The sequence below is a fragment of the Mycobacterium sp. 141 genome, from assembly GCF_000382405.1.
Lineage (GTDB): Bacteria > Actinomycetota > Actinomycetes > Mycobacteriales > Mycobacteriaceae > Mycobacterium.
Genome location: NZ_KB908274.1, coordinates 39265 through 60242 on the forward strand (window position 1 = coordinate 39265; position 20978 = coordinate 60242).

Here is a 20978-nt window from a genome sequence, read left to right on the forward strand (position 1 = left end):
GGGAGTCAGGACCCGACGGTCAAGCCGACCTTCTGGAACTCCTTGAGATCGCAGTACCCGGCCTTGGCCATGGCCCGACGTAGCCCACCAACCAGGTTCAGCGAGCCGAACGGGTCATCCGAAGGCCCGTTGAGGACGGTCTCCAACGCCGGCCGCTCCCCGAGCGCAATCTGCAGCAGTGCACCGCGCGGCAGCGACGGGTGCGCCGCGGCGGCCGGCCAGAACCAGCCGTCCCCCTGCGCCTCCGCGGCAACCGAAAGTGGCGTGCCCAGCACCACCGCGTCGGCGCCGCACGCAATTGCCTTGGCCAGGTCGCCCGATGTGTGGATGTCGCCGTCGGCCAGCACATGCACGTAGCGGCCGCCGGTTTCGTCGAGGTACTCCCGGCGCGCGGCGGCCGCATCGGCGATCGCCGTGGCCATCGGCACGCTGATACCCAATACCTCGTCGCTGGTGGTGACCCCCTGTGTGGAGCCGTAGCCGACGATGACGCCGGCCGCACCCGTGCGCATCAAGTGCAGGGCAGTGCGGTGGTCCAGGACACCGCCCGCCACCACCGGCACATCGAGCTCGGAGATGAATTTCTTCAAATTGAGGGGCTCACCGGCGCCGTCATCCTTGGCGACCCGCTCGGCCGAGATGATGCTGCCCTGGATGACCAGCAGGTCGATACCGGCAGCCACCAGGGCGGGCGTCAGCGCCTGGGCGTTTTGCGGGCTGACCCGGACCGCAGTCGTCACCCCGGCCTCCCGGATGCGGGCCACCGATTGCCCCAGCAGCTCCGGGTTCAACGGTGCCGCGTGCAGTTGCTGCAGCAGCCGGATCGCCGCTGACGGCTCATCGGAAGCCGCCGCCTTCTCCAGGACCTGGGCGATCTTCTCCTCGACATCGGCGTGCCTGCCGATCAGACCCTCACCATTCAGCACACCCAGCCCGCCGAGGCGGCCGAGTTCGATGGCGAATTCGACCGATACCAACGCGTCCGTGGGGTGGGCGATGACGGGAATCTCGAACCGGTAGGCATCTAGCTGCCAGGTCGTCGACACATCCTTCGACGACCGAGTGCGCCGGGACGGCACTATGTTGATGTCGTTGAGTTCATAGGTCCGGCGGGCGGTTCTGCCCATGCCGATTTCGACCATGTCACGCATGACGAGCCCTCTCTTTGCGTGTGCTTCGGCGCGCGAGCGCTCGTCAGCGGGTGGAGTAGTTCGGTGCTTCGACAGTCATTGTGATGTCGTGCGGGTGGCTCTCTTTCAGCCCCGCCGCAGTGATCTGCACGAATTGGGCCTGCTGCAGCGCTTCGATGGAGGCCGATCCGGTGTAGCCCATGGCAGCCCGCAGACCGCCGGTGAGCTGGTGGATGACGGTCGAGAGCGGCCCGCGGAACGGCACCCGGCCCTCGATACCCTCGGGCACGAGCTTGTCCTCGGAGAGCACATCGTCCTGGAAGTAGCGGTCCTTGGAGTAGCTCTTGGCCGCACCCCGGCCCTGCATGGCACCCAGCGAGCCCATACCGCGGTAGCTCTTGAACTGCTTGCCGTTGACGAAGATCAGATCACCAGGCGATTCGGCGGTGCCGGCCAGCAGCGAGCCCAGCATGGCCGTCGACGCACCGGCCGCGAGCGCCTTGGCGATGTCGCCGGAGTATTGCAAACCGCCGTCGGCGATCACGGGCACCCCGAACGGCTTGCAGGCCGCGACGGCCTCGAGGATCGCGGTGATCTGCGGAGCTCCCACGCCAGCCACCACCCGGGTCGTACAGATCGAGCCCGGGCCGACACCGACCTTCACCGCGTCGGCGCCGGCCTCGACCAGCGCCGCTGCCGCGGCCCGGGTGGCGACGTTGCCGCCGACCACCTCGACACGGTCGCCGACCGCGGTCTTGAGCCTGTACACCATGTCCAGCACACCCCGGTTATGGGCGTGGGCGGTGTCGACGATCAGCACGTCCACGCCGGCCTCGAGAAGCGTCATGGCCCGGGTCCAGGCGTCATCACCCACACCGACGGCAGCGCCGACCAGTAGCCGGCCGTCGCTGTCCTTGGTGGCCAGCGGGAACTGCTCAGTCTTGACGAAGTCCTTCACCGTGATCAGGCCGGTGAGCTTGCCGTGGCCGTCGACGATGGGCAACTTCTCGATCTTGTGCCGGCGCAGCAGCCCGAGCGCGGCCTCCGCGGAGACACCCTCGCGGGCGGTGATCAGTGGTGCTTTAGTCATCACCTCGGAAACCGGCTTGTTCTGGTCGACCTCGAACCGCATGTCGCGGTTGGTGATGATCCCGACGAGGGCACCGTCCCCGTCGACCACCGGTAGCCCCGAGATCCGGAACCGCGCACACATCGCGTCCACCTCGGCCAGCGTGTTGTCCGGCGAGCATGTCACCGGGTCGGTGACCATGCCGGCCTCGGACCGCTTCACGGTCTCCACCTGACCCGCCTGCTCGGCGACCGGCAGGTTGCGGTGCAGCACGCCCATACCGCCGGCGCGGGCCATCGCAATCGCCATCCGCGACTCGGTCACGGTGTCCATGGCCGAGCTGACCAGCGGTACCTTCAGCCGGATCTTGCGGGTGACCTGGCTGGACGTGTCCGCTGTGGCAGGCACCACGTCCGAGGCGGCCGGCAACAGCAGCACATCGTCGAACGTCAGACCGAGCATGGCGATCTTCGTCGGATCGTCGCCGCCGGTCGGCACCGGTACGGCAATGGGAACGCTGCTTTCAGCGATCGACATGGGCGGGCCTCCAGGTGACAGGCGCGGTCGCAGAGCTTTACCCCTAATCCTATCGGCTCGCTACTTATGCCCGTGCCACCGCCGGACTGGCGCGCGGAGTCGCCGTGCCACGAGGCGCGGGCCCTCGCGGCGGCTGGCGCGAGGGCTGTGGTGCTGCGTAGGCTGGGACTCGTGCGTGACCACCTCCCACCTGGTTTGCCACCCGATCCCTTCGCCGACGATCCGTGCGATCCGTCGGCAGCGCTGGATGCCATCGAGCCGGGCCAGCCGCTGGACCCACAGGAGCGCACCGCGGTCGAGGCCGACCTGGCGGATCTTGCGGTATACGAAGCGTTGTTGGCGCACAAGGGAATTCGCGGCCTCGTGGTGTGCTGCGACGAATGCCAGCAGGACCACTACCACGACTGGGACATGCTGCGCGCCAATCTGCTGCAACTGCTCGTCGACGGCACCGTCCGCCCGCATGAGCCGGCGTACGACCCAGAGCCCGACGCCTACGTGACGTGGGACTACTGCCGCGGTTACGCCGACGCTTCACTCAATCAAGCCACCTCGGAAACCGACGGCTACCGCTGACCGCCGCCACCTGTACCGGGTAATTCGGGAGCTTCTATGACCGAGGTCACCGGTAGCTGAGGCCGATCGGCGTGCCCTGGCTGGTCAAGGGCGCCCTGTCGCTGCTGCGGCACGTCCTGACCGGGCTGCTCTGCGCTGTCACCGCCACTTGTCGAGCCGCCGTGCGCCGAACCGGCCACAGTCGGTTCGGCCGTCGGAGAAACGCTCACGGTAGGCAGGGTCGTGGTCTGGGTATGCGTCGGCGATGACACCACCGACGAAGGCACCGACGAGACGGCCGAGGACGGCGTCACTTCCTCGCGCGGACTGGACGACGGGGCCGCCGTACTCGTCGACGTGACTGGCGACGACGTCGTGGCTGGCGACGACGTGGCTGGCGACGACGTGACCGATGCCGAGGTCTCGGTGGATGTCGACGGGGTCGGGGACGACGCATCGGACGACGACGTATCGGACGACGACGTGGTGGTCTCCGCCGGCGTCGACGAACTCGTGCCCGACGGCGTGCTGGTCGGTGACGTGCTCGTCGGTGCGGACGTATCGGATGTGCTGGACGTGCTGGTCTGCGTCTCAGGTACCTCCGGCAGCACGACCGGCGGAGCGTTGGGCGGCACCGTCGCGTTGGGATCGCGGTTCTCGACCTTGACCGACAACTGCTGCAACTGATCGACCAACTGCTGCTTGCGCTCGGCGTCGTTGACCGTCGCCACCGTGGTGGTGATGGTGCTCAGCTTTTCCTGTGCGGCCTGCCACTGGCCCTGGTCGATGAGCTGCTGGACCTGCGCCAACTCGGCCGAGGCAAGCTCGACCTTGACGTCCCGGGTGGGCCGGTCGCCGAACATCACGGTGCGCATGCCGTAGAGCGCGTCGCCGGGACCGGCGCCGTAGACGGCCGCGCCGAACCCGCCCAGGCACAGCACTGCCGCGGCCACCGATCCGACCAACGCCAGCGGCAGCCGCGGCCACCTGCGCGGAGTTCCGCGGTTCAGGGCCGAGATCGCGTCGCGGGTAGTCACGACACCTGACGTCGGACGCCGTGCCTCGTCGCGCCACCCTGCGAGCAACTGGGCCAGCTCGGCCTCAGCGGAGTCTGTCGCGTACACCGGGTTGTCGAGCGAAAGCGCCTCGATGAACCGGTCGGTGCGGTTGATCTCGTTCAGTGCGGGATCGCCACCATTGGACGTCCAGCGGCCGAAGTCAGGCATAGTCACGTCCCGTCGCCATGACTTCCGACTTCAGCCGACTCAGCGCCCGGTGCTGGGCCACCCGGACAGCGCCGGCGGTGCTGCCGACGGCTTCTGCGGTCTCCTCGGCGCTCATGCCGACCACGACCCGCAGGATCAGGATCTCGCGTTGCTTCTCCGGCAGCACCGACAACAGCTTGGCCATCCGCGCCGAGGATTCGGTGTCGAGAGCCGACTGTTCCGGGCCGGCTTCCAACGAGTAGCGCTCCGGCACCGCATCGGTAGGGTCAGCCCGATTCCGGGCTGCCGCGCGATGCGCGTCGGCAACCTTGTGCGCGGCGATGCCATACACAAACGCCAGGAAGGGTCGCCCCTGATCCTTGTAGCGCGGCAGCGCCGTAATGGCGGCCAAGCACACCTCCTGCGCAACGTCATCCGCTGAAAGACCACTTCGTTCGGTCATGCCGACTCGCGCCCGGACGTACCGAACGATGATCGGCCGGATGATCTCCAGGACTTCCTGAAGCGCATTCCGATCGCCGGCCACAGCCTCGGCAACGACAGCGTCGAGACGGTCTCCCGAACTTGTCATCGTGGGCGATATCTCCAGCGTTACTCGGCACCGACACTCGCAGGCACTTGGTTGAGCTAAACAATAACGATCGGCGGGAGGCGACCGGGATCAGTCGCCGGACCAGGCCCCGCCCCTGCGACGCACTGTATCGGCGCACCCGCCGCGGATCGTGCCGACTTGCGCAGGTGAGTGGGTCGCGCTGCCGATGTCGGCCAGCAGACACGCCAGCGCCCACCGTAGCGGGATCAGACCGAATTTCTCGGTGGCCAACAGCGCAGCGTCGGCCACGGCGCGGGCCCGGTCCAACTGCCCGGCGCTGCACAGGGCGGCGGCCAGGACGACATCGGACTTCACCGCGTGGCGCGTCGACGGGTAGCCGGCGGCAACCTCGATTCCCCGTTCGGCATGCGCGACCGCCCGGGTGCCGTCGCCGCACATCATGGCCAGCTCGGCGCTGACCCATGCCAGCCGCACCGCCGGGCGCCCGCTGCAGTCACCCACAACCGAGCGGGCCCGGTCCAGCAACCGAGCCGACGCCGGGAACCGGCCCACGCCGAGCGCATCTGCGGCCAAACCGATCAATGCGTCGGCGGGTGCCTCGGGATCGGCGGCGCCATCTCCTCCGCTGTGGGCCCACGCTTGTCCGTCTGCGTCACGGGCCCGGTCGTGGCCGCCGAGCTGACGCAAGAACGACGCCCGGGTGCTGTGGCTGAGCGACAGCAACGGTCCGGATCCGACGCTGCGGTCGATGACGGACAGTTCGGCCAGTGCACTGCCGTAGCGGCCCTGGCCTCCGGCGGCCACGGCGCGCAGCCATCGGTCGCGCGCGGTCGTGGCGCTCGGCAGCGGCCAGCGTCCCGGATCGTTTCCGAACGCGGCGTTCGCCAGCACGGTTGCTGCGTCGTCGGTGCTGCTCATCGGTTTCCGACGCTATCAATGTCCCGCAAATACGGGGTCCGCGGGAACTGATACCGCCAGGCACAGCTCAAAAGATATTGTGGAATCCGCGGCGGTTAACAATGGATGCACGCAATGTTAATCAATGTCAACCGGCGTCCCGACGTTATGAATGCCGTGTGCCGTCGTCACCGTTCCGAACTGCACAAACGTCATCACGCCGAGCACGCAGTAACACAGTTTTCGCAGCGCGCACATCTCAACGATGAACGTGATGTAAATTCTCGACCTGCGGATATGTCACGAAGCACACGCTCAGACTATTGACGCGAATTAATGAGCGCCCCTAGTTTATGTGCACGAGTAGTCATCAGCGACATGTGCTCAGTTCGGTTCCACCAACTCACGCACGCTCACATAATCGGAATGGGCGTGCAGAGAGGGGTTTTCCCATGCCACAGCCGCAGCAGCTACCCGGACCCAATGCGGATATCTGGGACTGGCAGATGCAGGGACTTTGCCGGGGCGTCGACTCGTCGGTGTTCTTCCACCCCGACGGGGAACGCGGCCGGGCCCGCGCCCAGCGCGAACTGCGCGCCAAGGAGATGTGCCGCAGCTGCCCTGTGATCACCCAATGCCGGTCACATGCCCTCGCCGTCGCCGAGCCCTACGGCATCTGGGGTGGACTCAGCGAGTCCGAACGCGAGCTCCTCCTGAAGCGGGGCATTCGCCGCACAGCCTGACATCAGCAAACCCGTCGAACCGACGGTGGTCTTGAGTGATACCGACGGTGGTCTTGAATGATTCGGCATCGTCGACGGTGGGCGGGCCGGCCCAGCGTGCCCCACAATGGGGCACGATCCGATGTAGCGGTGTGCAATCCGCCCCGCTCGCCGAGGGAGGGTTGCATGACGACCGATGTGACCGTGACAGAAACCGGCTCGAGAACCTATACGCAGGAGATCATCGCCGGAAACCACCGACTCACCGCCGACGAACCGCGACCGGTCGGCGACGATGCCGGCCCGAATCCCTACGCCCTGCTGCTGGCCGGCCTCGGCGCCTGCACCTCGATGACCGTGCGGATGTATGCCAACCGCAAGGGCTGGCCGCTGGAGCGGGTACGGGTGACACTGCGGCATGCCCGCATCCATGCCAAAGACTGTGTCGACTGCGAGACGCACGTTGGAATGCTCGATCAGATCGACCTCGTCATCGAGTTGACCGGCGACCTCGATGACGACCAGCGGACACGGCTCATGACCATCGCCGAACGCTGCCCGGTACACCAGACGCTGACCTCTGAGGTACACATCACCACGACCGCAGTGTGATCACGGGTCAGCCCGTGACCTTGAGGTCGTGGCCCGCGCAGAACGCCTTGCCTGAGGCCGCAAGCACCACGACGGGCACCGCCTCATCGGTTGCCAGTACATCAGGCCTCACCCAACGCCGTGAGCATCGCCTCAGACAGCGCATTGAACGCGGGGGCGCGGTTCAGTGTCAGTGTCAGGGAGTCGCGGGAAGTCCGCAGCGGTTGCGGAAGTCGACCGAGGGTTGTCTGATCCGCTGAAGATCGTCACGGACTGTGGGATTGGCTTCCAGATAACCCTGAACCTTGTTCCCGATTTGATCTTTGGGTTGCCCCTTGAGACCGGTGAAGAAATCGTTGACGGCGGGGTGCTCGGTCAAATAGTTGGAGGTGTCAAAGGTGACACCGGACATGACGCGCGCCAGTTCCGCCGCCGTGCACGGCGGCGGTACCGGAGGGTCGGCGACGGCGGACGCGGCGCCGAACAGCGCCAGGCCGGCCAGGACACCGGTACCGATCGCAGTGCCGATGGCGCGGTTTGTCAGACGGATTGGCAACATATTGGCTCCTTCAAGCAGCTGGTCGACACTTCACGAGGCGAATCCTCAACGTGGGCCGATACCACCACCCCCGCCGGGGCGACCTGGACCGCCTGGACCACCCGGCCGCCCTGGGTTCCAAACGATGCCGAGATCCCAGTCGTTGCCGCAGTACCAGTCGTTTTCACAGGGATAGGGAACGACCGGCGTGGCAGCTACAGGTCCGCCATCCACACCGCGCACATCTCCCTGCGCGCATACGGTGGCGTAGCCCGAACTCGTGCAGTCGGCCTTCGCTGGCGGCGCCATGGTGACCACCCCGATCGGCAACATCGCCATCGCCAATCCCAAGACCAGGTAGCGCTGTGTTATCCGCACGGCCGCATCCCCTTTTTTTTGCAGTAGGAGGGCTCGATGACCCGAATGCACCGAGGTTATACGGCATTTTCGGCACAGAGACACAAATCGACGCAATCGTAAACTCGGACGGCAATTATGTTCCCCAACGCAATAAATTCGGCGTAGCAACCCCATACCAAATGAGCCGCGGCGCGGTAGGCGGCGATCGCGGCGTCGGGCCAGCCGGTGGTTCTCGGATCGGCACTTGCTCGCGGTTCGATCCGAAAACCTCTCCGGCGACCACCACTCGACGGCACCGAGCAGAGACATCTGACGCGAGACCCGCCCGTCCCTGCCGGTGCTACCGCCATGTCCGGGTCGTGAGGTACCGAGCAATGAAAACCGGCCGGTCACACGGCATGTCGCGCCATCTACCCAAGATGGTGAGGTCTTGAGCCCCCAGTTCTGACGGAGACGTGAATTTTGAGCCGAGACCGACCGGGCTAATGCCTGTTGACAAGATTCAAACGCTGACTGCATATTGGGTTTTGCTGTTGGTTAAGTCACGCTCGATCCTCGCTATCAGCAGCTAACACAAAAGCTCGGCGCGGGGAGACGGTCATGATCACCACCGGTAGCCAGCGGCTCGCCGCTGCGTCCTTGATGACGGCCGCACTCCTGATGAGCACCGTGAATGGTGCGGTTGCCTCCGCAGATCCCGAGTCCGATTCCACCTCAGGTGCGAGTCAGGAGAACTCCAGCAGTTCGGCCGGTGACGCCGCCGCCAGCGACCGCAACGTCGCGAGCACGGCTGTTACAGGCCCAAGCACCGACAGACCCCGCTCCACACTCTCCGCGCAGACGAACACCTCCACCCAAGCGACGGACAACACAAACACCACACCGCCAACCACCAAAGCATCGGCGAATCCACTCAACGCAGACCGCACCGTCACCACCACGACGACTTCCGGAACCGGCCCCAACAAACCCCGCTCCACACTCTCCGCGCAGACGAACACCTCCACTCAAACGACGGACAACACAAACACCACACCGCCAACCACCAAAGCATCGGCGAATCCACTCAACGCAGACCGCACCGTCACCACCACGACGACTTCCGGAACCGACCCCAACAAACCCCGCTCCACACTCTCCGCGGCGGCGGACACATTCACGTCATCAGCCTCACCAGGCCCGTCAGACAACTCCGGCCAAGCTGCAGCCGAACCGATAACCGCCATCGAAGGGTTGGAAGCCCTGCTCGCCGTGGCCGACCGGCAGGTCCCGGCTATTCCACTGTCCATTCCGGCTATTCCATTTTTTCCCATTCCAGCCGTCCCGGCCAACAAGATCACGTCGAGTGCCGCCTCCGGGAAAGATTCGGCCGCCGTCGTGGCACCGAACGATTCCGAGACCGCCAAATCCGCGCAGCCGTCGACTTCCGTGCAGCCGTCGACCTCCGCAACGACGGCCACCGTGACGTCTGACGTCGACATTGCCACCACGGCGATCGCTGAGATGGCTGCATCGACCTCGATAGCCGAGATAGTCGCGACGGCTGCGACAGCGACGGTGCAGTACGCCATCACCTGCCTCATGCAGACATTGGCCACAGCCTCCAATCTCGTCCACGCCATCATGCAGCTGCCGGCAACTATCCGCGAGATACTCAGCGTCCTGTGGATCGCCCCCAATGTCGAGAGTCACCACGGGCTCTTGTCCACCTCAGACGACGGGCCCTTGTACCTGGCCGCGCTGGCGAACGTACAGGCTGGTTCGCTAGGCGCTGTCAGCAGCTCCCTGGTGGTCGGTCACAGCGGCACAGAGGTGGACGGCGGGATTGTGCTGTTGGCCTCGTTGCAGCCGCAGTCGGCCGCACCGGCGCCCGCCAAGGCGACGCCTCCGGATCACTCGGCACTGAGTCTGATCAAGAAGGCGATCACTGCCGTTGCGGTGTCGGTGTCGATATGGGCGCTGGTGTATGCGGCATTGCCAGGTCTGGGCGGCTTCCTGTCCTTTGGGGCAATCGGCGTGCGGATCGGCTATCGCCAGTCCAGCGCCGGAATCGCCTTGCGCAGCCCGGAATTGGCGCGTTTCGCGCGACCCGGGCCTATCGGCGTCGTACGTACTGGATCATTGGTTTCCGTTCATGTCCGCACCGCGGCTGTCGACCACGCGGTCCGGTACCTCCAACGCATCGCCTAGCGGACCGACCGCATGACGTCGCATCAGAAGTTCAGGCCCGAGAACATCACCCGCCCCGGGTCGTATTTCTGCCGGACAGCGGCCAGCCGGGAGAGGTTGGCGCCGAAATACCGTGACGCAGGCTGGTTCGCCTCGAGATAGTTCACGTAGCCGCCGACCGAATACGGTGCCACCGCTTGGTGAGCCGTACCGAGCCAGCCGGCCGCTGCCGCCGGCGAGCCTGAGGTCTCCACATACCACTGGACCAGAGCCGACTGCCTTCGCCACGGGAAAGCGGTGTCTCCCGGCCCTATGGTGGCCAGAGCACCGTCGAGCGCATGCATGATCACCAACGGGCGCCCGGCCCCATCGGGAAAAGCCTTGAACGCCGCGGCGATTCCCTGGGCCGCAGCCGGGGTGATCGAGGGAAAAACGTCGGATCCGCCGACGTAGCCCAGCGGCGACGGGTTGAGGTTGTTGACGGCCAGGTATTGCACCAGGTCCAGGTAATTGAACCTGTGTTTCTCCACCCCGATGGGTTGCAGCCCGACCGCTTTGGTGACGGCGGCCGCCGCGGCGTCACCGGCGCCGGCCGGACAGGTGGCCAGGATGCGACAGTGCGCTCCACCCGGGTCGGTGATGGTGTCGGCCAGGGCCCAGCTGCTGCGGTCGGCGGTACGTAGCCAGTTCTGCCACCCGACCAGAACCTGTGCGAAAGACTCCAGCGGGAAATGGAGACTCACGGCATCCACCTCGCTGGTGGGAAACGTGGTGAAGGTCAGCGCTGTCGTCACCCCGAAATTGCCACCGCCCCCGCCCTTTAGCGCCCAGAACAAATCGGGGTGCTCGTTGGCCGATGCGGTGACAGCCGCGCCGCCGGGCAGCACCACCGTCGCCGAAACCAATTGATCACACATCAGGCCCGCGTGCCGCGATTGCGCACCCAACCCGCCACCCAAAGCGTGCCCGGCCACGCCGACCGTCGGGCAGGTCCCCGTCGGGATCCCCCTGCCAGCTGAGGCCAGGGCCTGGTGGATCGTGTACAGACCGGTCGCCGGCGTCACCGTGACATACCCGGTGGCGGCGTCGTAGTTGACACCACCTGGCAGCTGACGCAGGTCCAGGATCATGGCGCCGGTCGCGGTCGACGCGCCCACATACGAATGCCCGCCGCCCCGTGGAGCAACCTTGAGGTTGTGGGCAGCAGCGAAGGCCATCGCCTTTTGCACCTCTACCGCCGAGGTCGGGATGACGACCGCCGCCGGTACGAAATCGTTGAAGTTGGTGTTGAAAACCGCTTTGGCCGAGTCGAATTGCGCGTTATTCGGCAAAATCACCGGATCGTTGATGGCTGCAGAGAGGCCCTCCCAGCCGGAGGTGCTGGGCTCGGCACCTGCCCGGTTCGACCCGAACACCGCTCCGGCAGCCAATGCCCCCACGGCGCCCCGCAGGAATGTTTGACGCGGGATCCGACGCGGCGACTCCCGCGGTACCGTCATGTCCGAATTGTGGCCCAGTGGATACGGAAAGCCGTACACAGCAGGATGTGTCGCGGTATCAGTCCGATAACCGATTCGTCTACAAAGCGTGAAGTTTGTGACCACCTTTGAGCGGGGAAAGGATGCCGGGGTTCGCCGAGACATTGCTTCGGTCGTTGATATCTACAAAGTTGCAGCCGATCAGATTCGGCAGACCATCCGCAACTACGAAAGTGGCACCACCATCGGTGGCGACGCCAGCACTGGCACACTGACGGCAGTGCCACCACTCGCGCATGTGGCGCCGGGTGACCAGAGCCGCGGTGGCTGAAAGTCATTGCACGCGCCAGCACAACTGCGCCAATTACGTTGGGCGACAATGTCCCGCCCCATGACGGCAAGCCGGTCGACTGGAAGCTGATTCGGCTAGCACGACTGACACAAACGAAGCGCTCCCGGCCCAACAGGACCGGGAGCGCTTCGTACGCGCTACCTAGTGGGCGTGCCCGTGATGGCCGTGGTCGGCCTCTTCGGCAGGCTTGTCCACAATGGCGGTCTCGGTGGTCAGAATCATCCGGGCCACCGATGCGGCGTTGAGGATTGCCGAACGGGTCACCTTGACCGGGTCGACGATGCCGTCGGCGACCAGGTCGCCGTAGGTCAGCGTCGCGGCGTTGAAGCCCTGCCCGTTGCCAAGCTCGCTGACCTTGTTCACCACGACGGAGCCGTCCAGCCCGGCGTTGGTTGCGATCCAGTACAGCGGGGCCGACAGCGCCGAGGAGAACACCTCGACACCCAGCGCCTCGTCACCCTTGACCTCACCGCGCAGCTTGTCCAGCGCCGCGCGGGCTTGGACCAGTGCGGCGCCGCCGCCGGTGACGATGCCCTCCTCGACGGCCGCTTTGGCCGCCGCGACGGCGTCCTCGACCGCTTCCTTGCGCTTCTTGAGGTCGGTCTCGGTGGCTGCGCCGACCTTGATCACCGCGACACCGCCGGCCAGCTTGGCCAGCCGCTCCTCCAGCTTCTCGCGATCCCAGTCGGACTCGGTGGTCTCGATCTCGGACTTGAGCTGCTTGACGCGGTCGGCCACGGCCTCCTTGGAACCGCCGCCGTCGACGATCACGGTGCTGTCCTTGCTGACCACGACGCGCCGTGCCGAACCCAGCACGTCGAGACCGGCCTCGCGCAGCACCAGACCCACGTCGGGGTTGATCACCTGGGCGCCGGTCACAATGGCGAGGTCTTCCAGGAACGCCTTGCGGCGGTCACCGAAGAACGGCGCCTTGACCGCAACGGCCTTGAGCGTCTTGCGGATGGCGTTGACGACCAGGGTCGACAGCGCCTCACCCTCGACGTCCTCGGCGACGATCAGCAACGGCTTACCTGCCTCGGCGACCTTCTCCAGCAGCGGCAGCAGGTCGGGCAGTGAGCTGATCTTGTCTCGGTGCAGCAGCACCACCGCGTCCTCGAGCACTGCTTCCTGCAGGTCGAAGTCGGTGACGAAATAGGCCGAGATGAAGCCCTTGTCGAAGCCGACGCCCTCGGTGATCTCCAGCTCGGTGTTGAGCGTCGAGGACTCCTCGACGGTCACGACGCCGTCGTGGCCGACCTTGGTCATGGCCTCGCCGACCAGCTCGCCGATCTGCTCGTCCCGCGAGGACACCGTGGCGACCTGAGCGATGGCGGTCTTGTCGGAGACCGGCTTGGCAGCGGCCAGCAGGGCCTCGGACGCCGCGTCGGCGGCCTTGCCGATGCCGAGACCCAGCGCGATCGGGTTGGCACCGGCGGCGACGTAACGCAGCCCGGACTTGATCAGTGCCTGCGCCAGCACCGTTGCGGTGGTCGTGCCGTCGCCGGCGACGTCGTTGGTCTTGGTGGCCACCGACTTGACCAGTTGGGCTCCCAGGTTCTCGAACGGATCCTCGAGATCGATCTCCCTGGCGACGGTGACACCGTCATTGGTGACCTGCGGGCCACCGAACGCCTTGGCGAGCACCACGTAGCGGCCGCGCGGGCCCAGGGTCACCTTGACGGCGTCGGCGAGCTTGTCGACACCGGCCTCCATGGCACGGCGCGCAGTTTCGTTGAACTCAATCTGCTTGCTCATAGATGTCTTTCCTTAATTTCCCCGTCGCTGCGCTCGCCCAAAGGCAATAACGCATACCGCCCCGGACACCACCCGTGCTCACACGGGGATCTCCGGGGCGGGACACGGGTGCTTTTACTTGGAGACGACAGCCAGCACGTCGCGGGCCGACAGGATCAGGTACTCCTCGCCGTTGTACTTGATCTCGGTGCCGCCGTACTTGCTGTAGATGACGGTGTCGCCCTCGGCAACGTCCAGAGGGATCCGCTTCTCGCCGTCCTCATCCCAGCGGCCGGGGCCAACTGCGACGACGGTGCCTTCCTGCGGCTTTTCCTTGGCGGTGTCGGGGATGACCAGACCGGAAGCGGTCGTGGTCTCGGCCTCGTTGGCCTGAACGAGGATCTTGTCCTCGAGTGGCTTGATGTTGACTGCCACGATGGAAGCCCTCCACTTGTCGGGGTGTGGATCCGGGGGATCCCCAGATGCCAATTACCAGGTGTTCGTGGCATGCGCCCGTGCCCTCGCTCCGTCGTCGCGGGTGCCGGCGCTGGGTTTGGCCGCGTGCCACCTAGCACTCTATACATGCGAGTGCTAGCACTCAAGGTTGGGCCGTGACTATTTGGCCGGTTGTTCATCCACAGCGAACACGGTGGCGGTGCGGGTCGCGTCGCAGCAGCCGGTGATCTCCAGCTTGTCGGCGACGGTGCCGATGCGCGATCCGCCTGCGGCTTCTCGCCGGCTCACGCCACTTGCCCCCGCACCACCGGCAGTCCAGGATCACTCGCGGCGTCCAGCGGTGAGGGCTCGGCGCCCGCCGCGATCAGATGCGCTGCGAACGACGCGATCATCGCGCCGTTGTCGGTGCACAATCGCGGCCGGGGCACCCGGAGCGTCAAACCTGCTGCAGCGCAACGCTCTTCGGCCAGTTCACGCAGCCGCGAGTTGGCCGCCACCCCACCGGCGATCAGCAGCGTGGAGACTTCTAGGTCGGTGGCGGCACGCACAGCCTTACGGGTCAGCACGTCGGCGACCGCCTCCTGGAAGCCGGCCGCGACATCTGCCTTGACCGCCGCGGAATGGACCGCTTCTTTCTCCCAGTGGCGCGCCACCGCCGTCTTCAGACCGGAGAAGCTGAACGCGTACGGGTCGTCGCGCGGCCCGGTCATCCCGCGCGGGAAGACGACGGCGTTGCGGTCACCCGTGCGGGCCAGGTCGTCGAGCACCTTGCCGCCGGGATAGCCCAGGCCGAGCAGCCGGGCCACCTTGTCGTAGGCCTCGCCGGCCGCATCGTCGACGGTGCTGCCCAGCTCGACGATCGGTTCCCCCAGCGACCGGACGTGCAGCAGGTGGGTGTGTCCGCCGGAGACCAGCAGCCCCACGCTCTCCGGGAGCGGACCGTGGTCGTATACGTCGGCGGCCAGATGCCCGCCGAGGTGGTTGACCGCGTAGAACGGCACATTCCAGCCGGCCGCGTAGGCCTTGGCTGCGGCCACTCCGACCAGCAGCGCCCCGGCCAGGCCCGGACCGATCGTGGCGGCGACGACGTCGGGTCGCTCGATGCCCGCGGTGTCCAGCGCGCGCCGCATGGTGGGGCCCAGCGACTCCAGGTGGGCGCGCGACGCGATCTCGGGGACGACGCCGCCGAACCGGGCGTGCTCGTCGACGCTGGACGCGACTTCGTCGGCAAGGAGAGAAACGGTTGCCGGCCCCCCGTCTTCCGGCAAGGCGAGCTCGGCGATGCCGACTCCGGTTTCGTCACAGGAACTTTCGATGGCCAGGATGATCACGATGGACTCCGGGTGGGAAGGCGTTGCATGGTATAGGCGTCGGCACCGCTGGCCCGGTAATACCGTTTGCGCAGACCGATGTTGACGAAGCCGACGCTCTCGTAGAGCTTGATCGCCGGTACGTTGTCGGTGCGGACTTCCAGGAAAACCATTCCCCCCGAGGCTATCTCGAGCATGGCGTCGAGCAGCCGCCGGCCGATGCCCTGACCTTGGAAGTCGGGATCGACACCGATGGTGTGCACTTCGTACTCGTAGGGGCGGACCCGACCCAATCGGGAGATCCCGGCATAGCCGACCAGGCGTCCCTCACTGCGCGCAGCGATGTAGTGGTTGTGCTTGGCGGCCAGCTCGGCGAAAAAGGCTCGTGCCGGCCAGGGATCGTCCCCGGGGAACAGCTGGGACTCCAGTTCCGCGCAGCGGTCGGCGTCGGCCTTGGTCAGCGCGCCGTACACGATGGTCATTTCCGCACCGCCACAGACGGTTTGGCGTCGGGCCGGCGCAGGTAGAGCGGGATCAGCGGCGCCGGGTCGCCCCAGTCGTTCACCGCAGCGACGAGGCCGTCCGGCGTCGGATACACCGCCTCCTGGCGCGGCAGGTCGAACAGCGCGGTGTGCTCGGGTGATCCGGCCACCTCGTCTGCACCGGCGGGTACGTCGGCGGGGGCGTTGACGGCCGGGCCGTCGATGCGGAGCCCGTCGCGGTAGCGCGCCCAGTACACCTCACGGCGACGCGCATCGGTAACCACCAGCACGTCTCCAGAGGTACGCACGCCGATGGCGTCGAGGCTGCACACGCCGTACACCGGGACACCGAGCGCGTGCCCGAACGCCGCGGCACTCGCCATGCCGACCCGCAGCCCGGTGAAGGGACCGGGACCGCAACCGACGACGACGGCGTCCAGGTCGGCCATCGTCAGCCCGGCATCGGCCAACGCAGCCAACACATTCGGGGTGAGTTGCTCGGCATGCGCTCGCGGGTCGAGGGTGACCCGTTCGGCCAGGATGGTCACGGTGCCGTCGTCGGCGCGCCGCACCGCCCCGGCGCTGACCGCCGGCGTTGCGGTGTCGATCGTCAGCAGGTTCACGGCGCGCTCCACTGCCATGTCACGGTACGGACCTCACTGTCGGGGTCCCGGTCGATCCGGATGTCGAGATGGTGGTCGGACAACCGCTCGGCCAGCCCTTCACCCCACTCGACCACCACCACGGCGTCCTCCAGATCGGTGTCGAGGTCCAGCGCGTCGAGTTCACCGAGCAGATCGGCTCCGGCGTGGTCGAGCAGCCGGTACATGTCGACGTGGATCATGGCTGGCCTGCCCGCTTGGCGCGCCCGATGCACCCGGGCCAGCACGAAGGTCGGCGACACCACAGGCCCGTCGACGTCCATGGCTTGGGCAATGCCCTTGGCCAGCACCGTCTTTCCCGCACCCAGCGGCCCGGACAGCACCACCACGTCGCCGGCGCTCAAGCCCGTACCCAGTGTGGCACCGAGGGCGATGGTGTCGTCGGCGGTCGACAGTTGCGCGGTACCCGCGGTGCGCTCAGCCATGGGGCCGGATCCGGTCGCGCACCCGACGCGACAGTGTGACCAGCTTGGACGGGGTGGCCCGCTGGACCAATCCGACCAGCGCGTCGTCGATCACCTCGGGCTCCTCCAGTTGCACCAGATGGCCCGCTCCCCCGACGATCACCAACTCCGATTTGGGTAGCTGCGCGGCCATGACCTCTGAGTATTCCATCGGGGTGAGCAGGTCCCGATCACCACAGGCGATCAATGTCGGCACCCGGGCCAACACCGGCAGGGCCGCCGTCTCGTCGTGCACCTCGAGTGCGTGCAGGAACTCCACCACTGTCGTGATCGGCGTGCCGTGCATCATCTGCTCGGAGAACTCCACCACGCTGGGGCTGATCTTCTCGTCGCCGTAGGACGCGGCGCGCAGGATCGGGGCGATGACCGACCGTGCGGCACCGCGGGTGCGATGCACCGTCTTCGGTGCGTACCGCGCGGCGAACCGCACCACTTCCAGCGCCGGGTTGCGCAATATCTCGCCGAGCGGGGACCGCGACACTCCTTCGGCGGCCGAGGCGATCAGGGCGGCACCCACGACCCTCGACGGGTAGCGCTTCGGGAACTGGTGGGCGTGCGACAGCACCGCCATACCGCCCATCGAATGGCCCACGAGCACCACCGGGCCACGCGGAACCGTCACCGCCAGTACGGATTCGAGGTCCTCGCCCAGCTGCTCGACGGTGTAAGTATCAGGCCCGGCTGTCCCTGACTGGCCGTGGCCACGCTGGTCGTAGAACACCATCCGCACCTGCGGGCCCCATTGCTCGGCCAGCCGGGCCCGCTGAAAGTGGAAGGCGCCCATCTCAAGACAGAATCCGTGGGCGAACACCACGGTCAGCGGAGCGTCGAGCGGCCCGACCTCGCGCACCGCCAGCGGCACTCCGTCGACGGTGGTGACGACCGAACTGCGGTCAGCGTCGAGTAGGTGAAAGTCCTCCCCAGCGTAGGGATCTTCGGCGAGGACCCGACGGCCCAGCGACCGTGCGACCGAGAGACTAGCGACGGTGCCGACGGCGGTCAGTCCGGCTGCACCCGCCAGCCAGCGGGCCCGGTGATGGTGCTCATCGAAGGTGCTGCCGCTCAATGGCCCTGGCCCGAAACGTAGGTGCGCACGACCCGGCCGCGCGGGCTGGTGACGATCTCGTAGTGGATGGTGTCGAGCAGATCAGCCCAATCCTGGGCGGTGGGCTCACCCTGGGTGCCCGGCCCGAACAGGATGGCGTCGTCGCCCTCGGCGACGTCGGCCGCGTCAGGTCCGAGATCGACGACGAACTGGTCCATGCACACGCGCCCGACGGCACGCCGGCGCCGACCCCCGATCAGCACGTCGATCCGGCCGCTCAGAGCCCGGTAGACACCGTCGGCGTAGCCGATCGGCAGCAGTGCCAGCGTGGTGTCGCGGTGGGCGACCCACTGGTGGCCGTAGGACACCCCGTCCCCGGCTCGAACCGAACGCACCAGTGCCACTGGGCATTTCAACGTCATCGCGGGCCGCAGCCCCATATCTCCCCGGTCCGGGACCGGGTTCAGGCCGTAGACCGCGACGCCGGGCCGCACCATGTCGAAGGCCAGGTCGGGCCGGGTCATCACGGCGGGCGAATTGCTCAGGTGCGCGATCTCGAAGGGCACTCCCTGTTGACGGCCACGGTCGCGCATCTCGGTCAGCCGCTGCGCCTGCACGCCGTTGAATGGATGCTCCGGAACATCGCCGTGCACCAGGTGGCTCATGATCCCCCGCACCCGGATCGCCCCGTCGGTGTGGGCGCGGTGCAACGCGGTCAACGTTGCGGGATAGTCGGCGGCGCTCACCCCGTTGCGGCTGAGCCCGGTGTCGACCTTCACCGACACCGTGGCGGGGCGGCCGGTCTGTGTGACCGCCAGCAAAACATCGTCGAGTTGGCGTGGCGAGGACACCGCGATCTGAACATCGGCCGCCACGGCCGGGGCGAAGTCGGTTCCCGGGGTATGCAGCCATGCCAGCACGGGGGCGGTGATCCCGCCCGCGCGCAGTGCCAGCGCCTCGGCGATGGTCGCGACGCCGAGTTCGGCGGCGCCTGCAGCGAGTGCAGCCTGGGCTGCCGGCACGGCGCCATGCCCGTAGCCGTCGGCCTTGACCACCGCCATGACCTGCGCCGCTCCGGCCAGCTCACGCAGCACACCCACGTTGTGCCGGATGGCGCCGAGATCCACCACTGCCTGCGGCGTTGCGCTCGGAGCCAGCGGGGTCGTGAGTTCGGTCGTCTGCATAGTCATATCACCGCCCGCCATTGTCCCAGAGACGACGAGCGGCCCCGCACCAAGAGCGGGCACGGTCAGTGTGTGAAGGGCTGCACCCTGTCGAAGAACCCGCCGGGCTTGAGTTTGTCGAGGTGGCCCAGGGCGGTGATGGTGTCCTCCTTGAAGGCCCTGGCCAGATCGGTCGAGAAACCTTCCCGGACCACGATCCGCAGCACGACGACGTCGTTGGCCTTGTCGGGCATGGTGTACGCCGGAACCTGCCAGCCGAATGCGCGCAACGCCTGTGACACGTCGAATTCGGTGTAGCCCGGGTTGCCCTTGAGCCGGAAACTGATCACCGGGATGGCCGACCCGTCGGAGATGATGTCGAAGTGCTCGCTGGCGCGCAGCTCGTCGCCGAGCCACCGCGCGGTCTGCGAGAGACATTTCATGACCTTGGTGTATCCGGCGCGGCCGAGGCGCAGGAAGTTGTAGTACTGGCCCACCACCTGGTTGCCGGGCCGGGAGAAGTTCAGCGTGAACGTCGGCATGTCGCCGCCGAGGTAGTTGACCCGGAACACGAGATCTTCGGGCAGGTGTTCCTTGCTGCGCCACACCACGAACCCGATACCCGGATAGGTCAGCCCGTACTTGTGCCCGCTGACGTTGATCGACACCACGCGGGGCAACCGGAAATCCCACTCGAGGTCGGGGTGCAGGAACGGCACCACGAAGCCACCGCTGGCGGCGTCGACGTGGACCGGTATGTCGAGTTTTCCGGAACCTGCGAGCTCGTCGAGGGCCGCACAGATCTCGGCGACCGGCTCGAGTTCGCCGGTGAACGTGGTGCCGAGGATCGCGACGACGCCGATGGTGTCCTCGTCGACCGCGTCGAGCACCTGTTCGGGGGTGATGACGTATCGCCCCTCATCCATCGGCAGATAACGCGGCTCGACGTCGAAGTAGCGGCAGAACTTCTCCCACACCACCTGAACGTTGGAACCCATCACCAGGTTGGGGGTACGCCCCTTCCATCCGGATGGGTTGTCGGTTCCGCCGAACTTTTCGCGCCAGCGCCATTTCAGTGCCAGGCCCGCCAGCATCACGGCCTCGCTGGACCCGATGGTGGATACGCCGGTGGCACTCGACGGATCGTCGTCGCGCAGGTCTTCGGCATGGAAGAGATCGGCGACCATGTTGACGCAGCGAGTCTCGATGGCGGCGGTCGCCGGGTACTCGTCCTTGTCGATCATGTTCTTGTCGAACGTATCTGCCATCAGCTTTGCCGCCTCGTCATCCATGAAGGTGGTGACGAACGTCGCCAGATTCAGCCGCGAGCTGCCGTCGAGCATGAGTTCGTCCTGGATGAACCGGTAGGCCGCAGGGGGATCCATCGCGTCGTCCGGCAAGCGCAGCGCCGGGACGGGCGCCATGTCGAGTCGCGCGGTGTAGGCGGGGGCGACGAGGGCATGGGAGTGCTTGCGGGACATGTGG

The 20978-nt window shown here is 66.7% G+C and carries 25 protein-coding genes; 5 read left to right on the forward strand and 20 right to left on the reverse strand.

Going from position 1 to position 20978, the window contains the following annotated elements; genetic code table 11:
- Positions 1–5: 5 nt before the first annotated feature.
- Together H276_RS0119795 and guaB are read right to left on the reverse strand one after the other, a co-directional pair.
- Entirely contained in the window at positions 6–1142 is a 1137-nt protein-coding gene (locus H276_RS0119795; RefSeq protein WP_196807965.1) for a GuaB3 family IMP dehydrogenase-related protein, read from the reverse strand.
- A 52-nt stretch (positions 1143–1194) separates the two neighbouring features.
- Positions 1195–2736, reverse strand: a complete 1542-nt coding sequence (guaB, locus tag H276_RS0119800; protein WP_019973026.1) for an IMP dehydrogenase — start codon at positions 2734–2736, stop codon at positions 1195–1197.
- Between the two features lie 171 nt (positions 2737–2907).
- Between guaB and H276_RS0119805 the strand changes: the two genes are divergently transcribed.
- Positions 2908–3312 (forward strand): DUF5319 domain-containing protein, encoded by a 405-nt coding sequence (locus tag H276_RS0119805; RefSeq protein WP_026256378.1) that lies wholly within the window; start codon positions 2908–2910, stop codon positions 3310–3312.
- Here the strand turns inward: H276_RS0119805 and H276_RS0119810 are convergent.
- From H276_RS0119810 to H276_RS0119820, 3 genes are all read right to left on the reverse strand, one after another.
- Positions 3303–4517, reverse strand: a complete 1215-nt coding sequence (locus H276_RS0119810) for an anti-sigma-D factor RsdA (protein WP_019973028.1) — start codon at positions 4515–4517, stop codon at positions 3303–3305. The genes H276_RS0119805 and H276_RS0119810 overlap by 10 nt on opposite strands.
- Positions 4510–5088 (reverse strand): sigma-70 family RNA polymerase sigma factor, encoded by a 579-nt coding sequence (locus H276_RS0119815; protein ID WP_019973029.1) that lies wholly within the window; start codon positions 5086–5088, stop codon positions 4510–4512. Before H276_RS0119815 ends, H276_RS0119810 begins: the two co-directional genes overlap by 8 nt.
- Positions 5089–5178: 90 nt before the next feature.
- Positions 5179–5988 (reverse strand): hypothetical protein, encoded by an 810-nt coding sequence (locus H276_RS0119820; RefSeq protein ID WP_019973030.1) that lies wholly within the window; start codon positions 5986–5988, stop codon positions 5179–5181.
- Between the two features lie 431 nt (positions 5989–6419).
- Between H276_RS0119820 and H276_RS0119830 the strand changes: the two genes are divergently transcribed.
- Together H276_RS0119830 and H276_RS0119835 are read left to right on the forward strand one after the other, a co-directional pair.
- Entirely contained in the window at positions 6420–6710 is a 291-nt protein-coding gene (locus H276_RS0119830; RefSeq protein WP_019973032.1) for a WhiB family transcriptional regulator, read from the forward strand.
- Between the two features lie 165 nt (positions 6711–6875).
- On the forward strand, positions 6876–7301 hold the full coding sequence (locus tag H276_RS0119835; RefSeq protein WP_019973033.1) for an OsmC family protein: 426 nt from the start codon (positions 6876–6878) through the stop codon (positions 7299–7301).
- 175 nt (positions 7302–7476) lie between these two features.
- Here H276_RS0119835 and H276_RS0119840 read toward each other — a convergent pair whose 3' ends face one another.
- From H276_RS0119840 to H276_RS25420, 4 genes are all read right to left on the reverse strand, one after another.
- Positions 7477–7839: a heme-binding protein gene (locus tag H276_RS0119840; RefSeq protein WP_019973034.1), complete on the reverse strand. Its 363-nt coding sequence runs from the start codon at positions 7837–7839 to the stop codon at positions 7477–7479.
- Positions 7840–7884: 45 nt separating this feature from the next.
- Positions 7885–8196, reverse strand: coding sequence for a hypothetical protein (locus H276_RS25415; RefSeq protein ID WP_081625516.1), 312 nt, complete (start codon positions 8194–8196; stop codon positions 7885–7887).
- Between the two features lie 707 nt (positions 8197–8903).
- The gene (locus H276_RS0119850; RefSeq protein WP_196807963.1) at positions 8904–9158 is read right to left on the reverse strand and encodes a hypothetical protein; all 255 of its coding nucleotides are present in this window, start codon (positions 9156–9158) and stop codon (positions 8904–8906) included.
- A gap of 27 nt (positions 9159–9185) precedes the next feature.
- Positions 9186–9761: a hypothetical protein gene (locus H276_RS25420; RefSeq protein WP_231376722.1), complete on the reverse strand. Its 576-nt coding sequence runs from the start codon at positions 9759–9761 to the stop codon at positions 9186–9188.
- On the opposite strand from H276_RS25420, the gene H276_RS25425 reads away from it, so the two are divergent.
- A complete protein-coding gene (locus H276_RS25425; protein WP_231376723.1) occupies positions 9760–10368 on the forward strand; it encodes a hypothetical protein in 609 nt (202 codons plus the stop codon). The two genes, H276_RS25420 and H276_RS25425, sit on opposite strands and share 2 nt — an antisense overlap.
- 23 nt (positions 10369–10391) lie before the next feature.
- Here H276_RS25425 and H276_RS0119865 read toward each other — a convergent pair whose 3' ends face one another.
- A complete protein-coding gene (locus tag H276_RS0119865) occupies positions 10392–11846 on the reverse strand; it encodes an FAD-binding oxidoreductase (RefSeq protein ID WP_036461444.1) in 1455 nt (484 codons plus the stop codon).
- A gap of 97 nt (positions 11847–11943) precedes the next feature.
- Between H276_RS0119865 and H276_RS0119870 the strand changes: the two genes are divergently transcribed.
- The gene (locus tag H276_RS0119870; RefSeq protein ID WP_155943187.1) at positions 11944–12156 is read left to right on the forward strand and encodes a hypothetical protein; all 213 of its coding nucleotides are present in this window, start codon (positions 11944–11946) and stop codon (positions 12154–12156) included.
- Positions 12157–12318: 162 nt separating this feature from the next.
- Here H276_RS0119870 and groL read toward each other — a convergent pair whose 3' ends face one another.
- The 10 genes from groL to H276_RS0119920 all read right to left on the reverse strand — a co-directional run bounded on the left by groL (position 12319) and on the right by H276_RS0119920 (position 20974).
- Complete coding sequence (groL, locus tag H276_RS0119875) at positions 12319–13932, reverse strand: chaperonin GroEL (protein WP_019973039.1); 1614 nt, start codon at positions 13930–13932, stop codon at positions 12319–12321.
- Between the two features lie 114 nt (positions 13933–14046).
- The gene (gene groES / locus H276_RS0119880) at positions 14047–14349 is read right to left on the reverse strand and encodes a co-chaperone GroES (RefSeq protein ID WP_029367666.1); all 303 of its coding nucleotides are present in this window, start codon (positions 14347–14349) and stop codon (positions 14047–14049) included.
- 177 nt (positions 14350–14526) lie between these two features.
- Positions 14527–14655: a hypothetical protein gene (locus H276_RS0119885; protein WP_019973041.1), complete on the reverse strand. Its 129-nt coding sequence runs from the start codon at positions 14653–14655 to the stop codon at positions 14527–14529.
- Positions 14652–15698: a tRNA (adenosine(37)-N6)-threonylcarbamoyltransferase complex transferase subunit TsaD gene (tsaD, locus tag H276_RS0119890; RefSeq protein WP_019973042.1), complete on the reverse strand. Its 1047-nt coding sequence runs from the start codon at positions 15696–15698 to the stop codon at positions 14652–14654. The genes H276_RS0119885 and tsaD overlap by 4 nt, the downstream gene beginning before the upstream one ends.
- Positions 15695–16159 carry a ribosomal protein S18-alanine N-acetyltransferase gene (rimI, locus tag H276_RS0119895; protein WP_019973043.1) on the reverse strand — a complete coding sequence of 155 codons (465 nt, stop codon included), beginning with the start codon at positions 16157–16159 and terminating at the stop codon, positions 15695–15697. The genes tsaD and rimI overlap by 4 nt, the downstream gene beginning before the upstream one ends.
- Entirely contained in the window at positions 16156–16800 is a 645-nt protein-coding gene (gene tsaB, locus H276_RS0119900) for a tRNA (adenosine(37)-N6)-threonylcarbamoyltransferase complex dimerization subunit type 1 TsaB (RefSeq protein WP_019973044.1), read from the reverse strand. The genes rimI and tsaB overlap by 4 nt, the downstream gene beginning before the upstream one ends.
- Positions 16779–17246, reverse strand: coding sequence for a tRNA (adenosine(37)-N6)-threonylcarbamoyltransferase complex ATPase subunit type 1 TsaE (tsaE, locus tag H276_RS0119905; protein WP_019973045.1), 468 nt, complete (start codon positions 17244–17246; stop codon positions 16779–16781). The genes tsaB and tsaE overlap by 22 nt, the downstream gene beginning before the upstream one ends.
- Entirely contained in the window at positions 17239–18351 is a 1113-nt protein-coding gene (locus H276_RS0119910) for an alpha/beta fold hydrolase (protein WP_019973046.1), read from the reverse strand. Before H276_RS0119910 ends, tsaE begins: the two co-directional genes overlap by 8 nt.
- Entirely contained in the window at positions 18348–19514 is a 1167-nt protein-coding gene (gene alr, locus H276_RS0119915; protein ID WP_019973047.1) for an alanine racemase, read from the reverse strand. Before alr ends, H276_RS0119910 begins: the two co-directional genes overlap by 4 nt.
- Positions 19515–19579: 65 nt before the next feature.
- Positions 19580–20974, reverse strand: a complete 1395-nt coding sequence (locus H276_RS0119920) for a glutamate decarboxylase (protein ID WP_019973048.1) — start codon at positions 20972–20974, stop codon at positions 19580–19582.
- Positions 20975–20978: the final 4 nt, after the last annotated feature.

Coding starts and splice junctions, on each gene's coding strand:
- H276_RS0119795 (WP_196807965.1), bottom strand. CDS start 1,142: ATGGTCGAAATCGGCATGGGCAGAACCGCCCGCCGGACCTATGAACTC.
- guaB (WP_019973026.1), bottom strand. CDS start 2,736: ATGTCGATCGCTGAAAGCAGCGTTCCCATTGCCGTACCGGTGCCGACC.
- H276_RS0119810 (WP_019973028.1), bottom strand. CDS start 4,517: ATGCCTGACTTCGGCCGCTGGACGTCCAATGGTGGCGATCCCGCACTG.
- H276_RS0119815 (WP_019973029.1), bottom strand. CDS start 5,088: ATGACAAGTTCGGGAGACCGTCTCGACGCTGTCGTTGCCGAGGCTGTG.
- H276_RS0119820 (WP_019973030.1), bottom strand. CDS start 5,988: ATGAGCAGCACCGACGACGCAGCAACCGTGCTGGCGAACGCCGCGTTC.
- H276_RS0119830 (WP_019973032.1), top strand. CDS start 6,420: ATGCCACAGCCGCAGCAGCTACCCGGACCCAATGCGGATATCTGGGAC.
- H276_RS0119835 (WP_019973033.1), top strand. CDS start 6,876: ATGACGACCGATGTGACCGTGACAGAAACCGGCTCGAGAACCTATACG.
- H276_RS0119840 (WP_019973034.1), bottom strand. CDS start 7,839: ATGTTGCCAATCCGTCTGACAAACCGCGCCATCGGCACTGCGATCGGT.
- H276_RS25425 (WP_231376723.1), top strand. CDS start 9,760: ATGCAGACATTGGCCACAGCCTCCAATCTCGTCCACGCCATCATGCAG.
- H276_RS25420 (WP_231376722.1), bottom strand. CDS start 9,761: ATGAGGCAGGTGATGGCGTACTGCACCGTCGCTGTCGCAGCCGTCGCG.
- H276_RS0119865 (WP_036461444.1), bottom strand. CDS start 11,846: ATGACGGTACCGCGGGAGTCGCCGCGTCGGATCCCGCGTCAAACATTC.
- groL (WP_019973039.1), bottom strand. CDS start 13,932: ATGAGCAAGCAGATTGAGTTCAACGAAACTGCGCGCCGTGCCATGGAG.
- rimI (WP_019973043.1), bottom strand. CDS start 16,159: ATGACCATCGTGTACGGCGCGCTGACCAAGGCCGACGCCGACCGCTGC.
- tsaB (WP_019973044.1), bottom strand. CDS start 16,800: ATGGCAGTGGAGCGCGCCGTGAACCTGCTGACGATCGACACCGCAACG.
- tsaE (WP_019973045.1), bottom strand. CDS start 17,246: ATGGCTGAGCGCACCGCGGGTACCGCGCAACTGTCGACCGCCGACGAC.
- alr (WP_019973047.1), bottom strand. CDS start 19,514: ATGCAGACGACCGAACTCACGACCCCGCTGGCTCCGAGCGCAACGCCG.
- H276_RS0119920 (WP_019973048.1), bottom strand. CDS start 20,974: ATGTCCCGCAAGCACTCCCATGCCCTCGTCGCCCCCGCCTACACCGCG.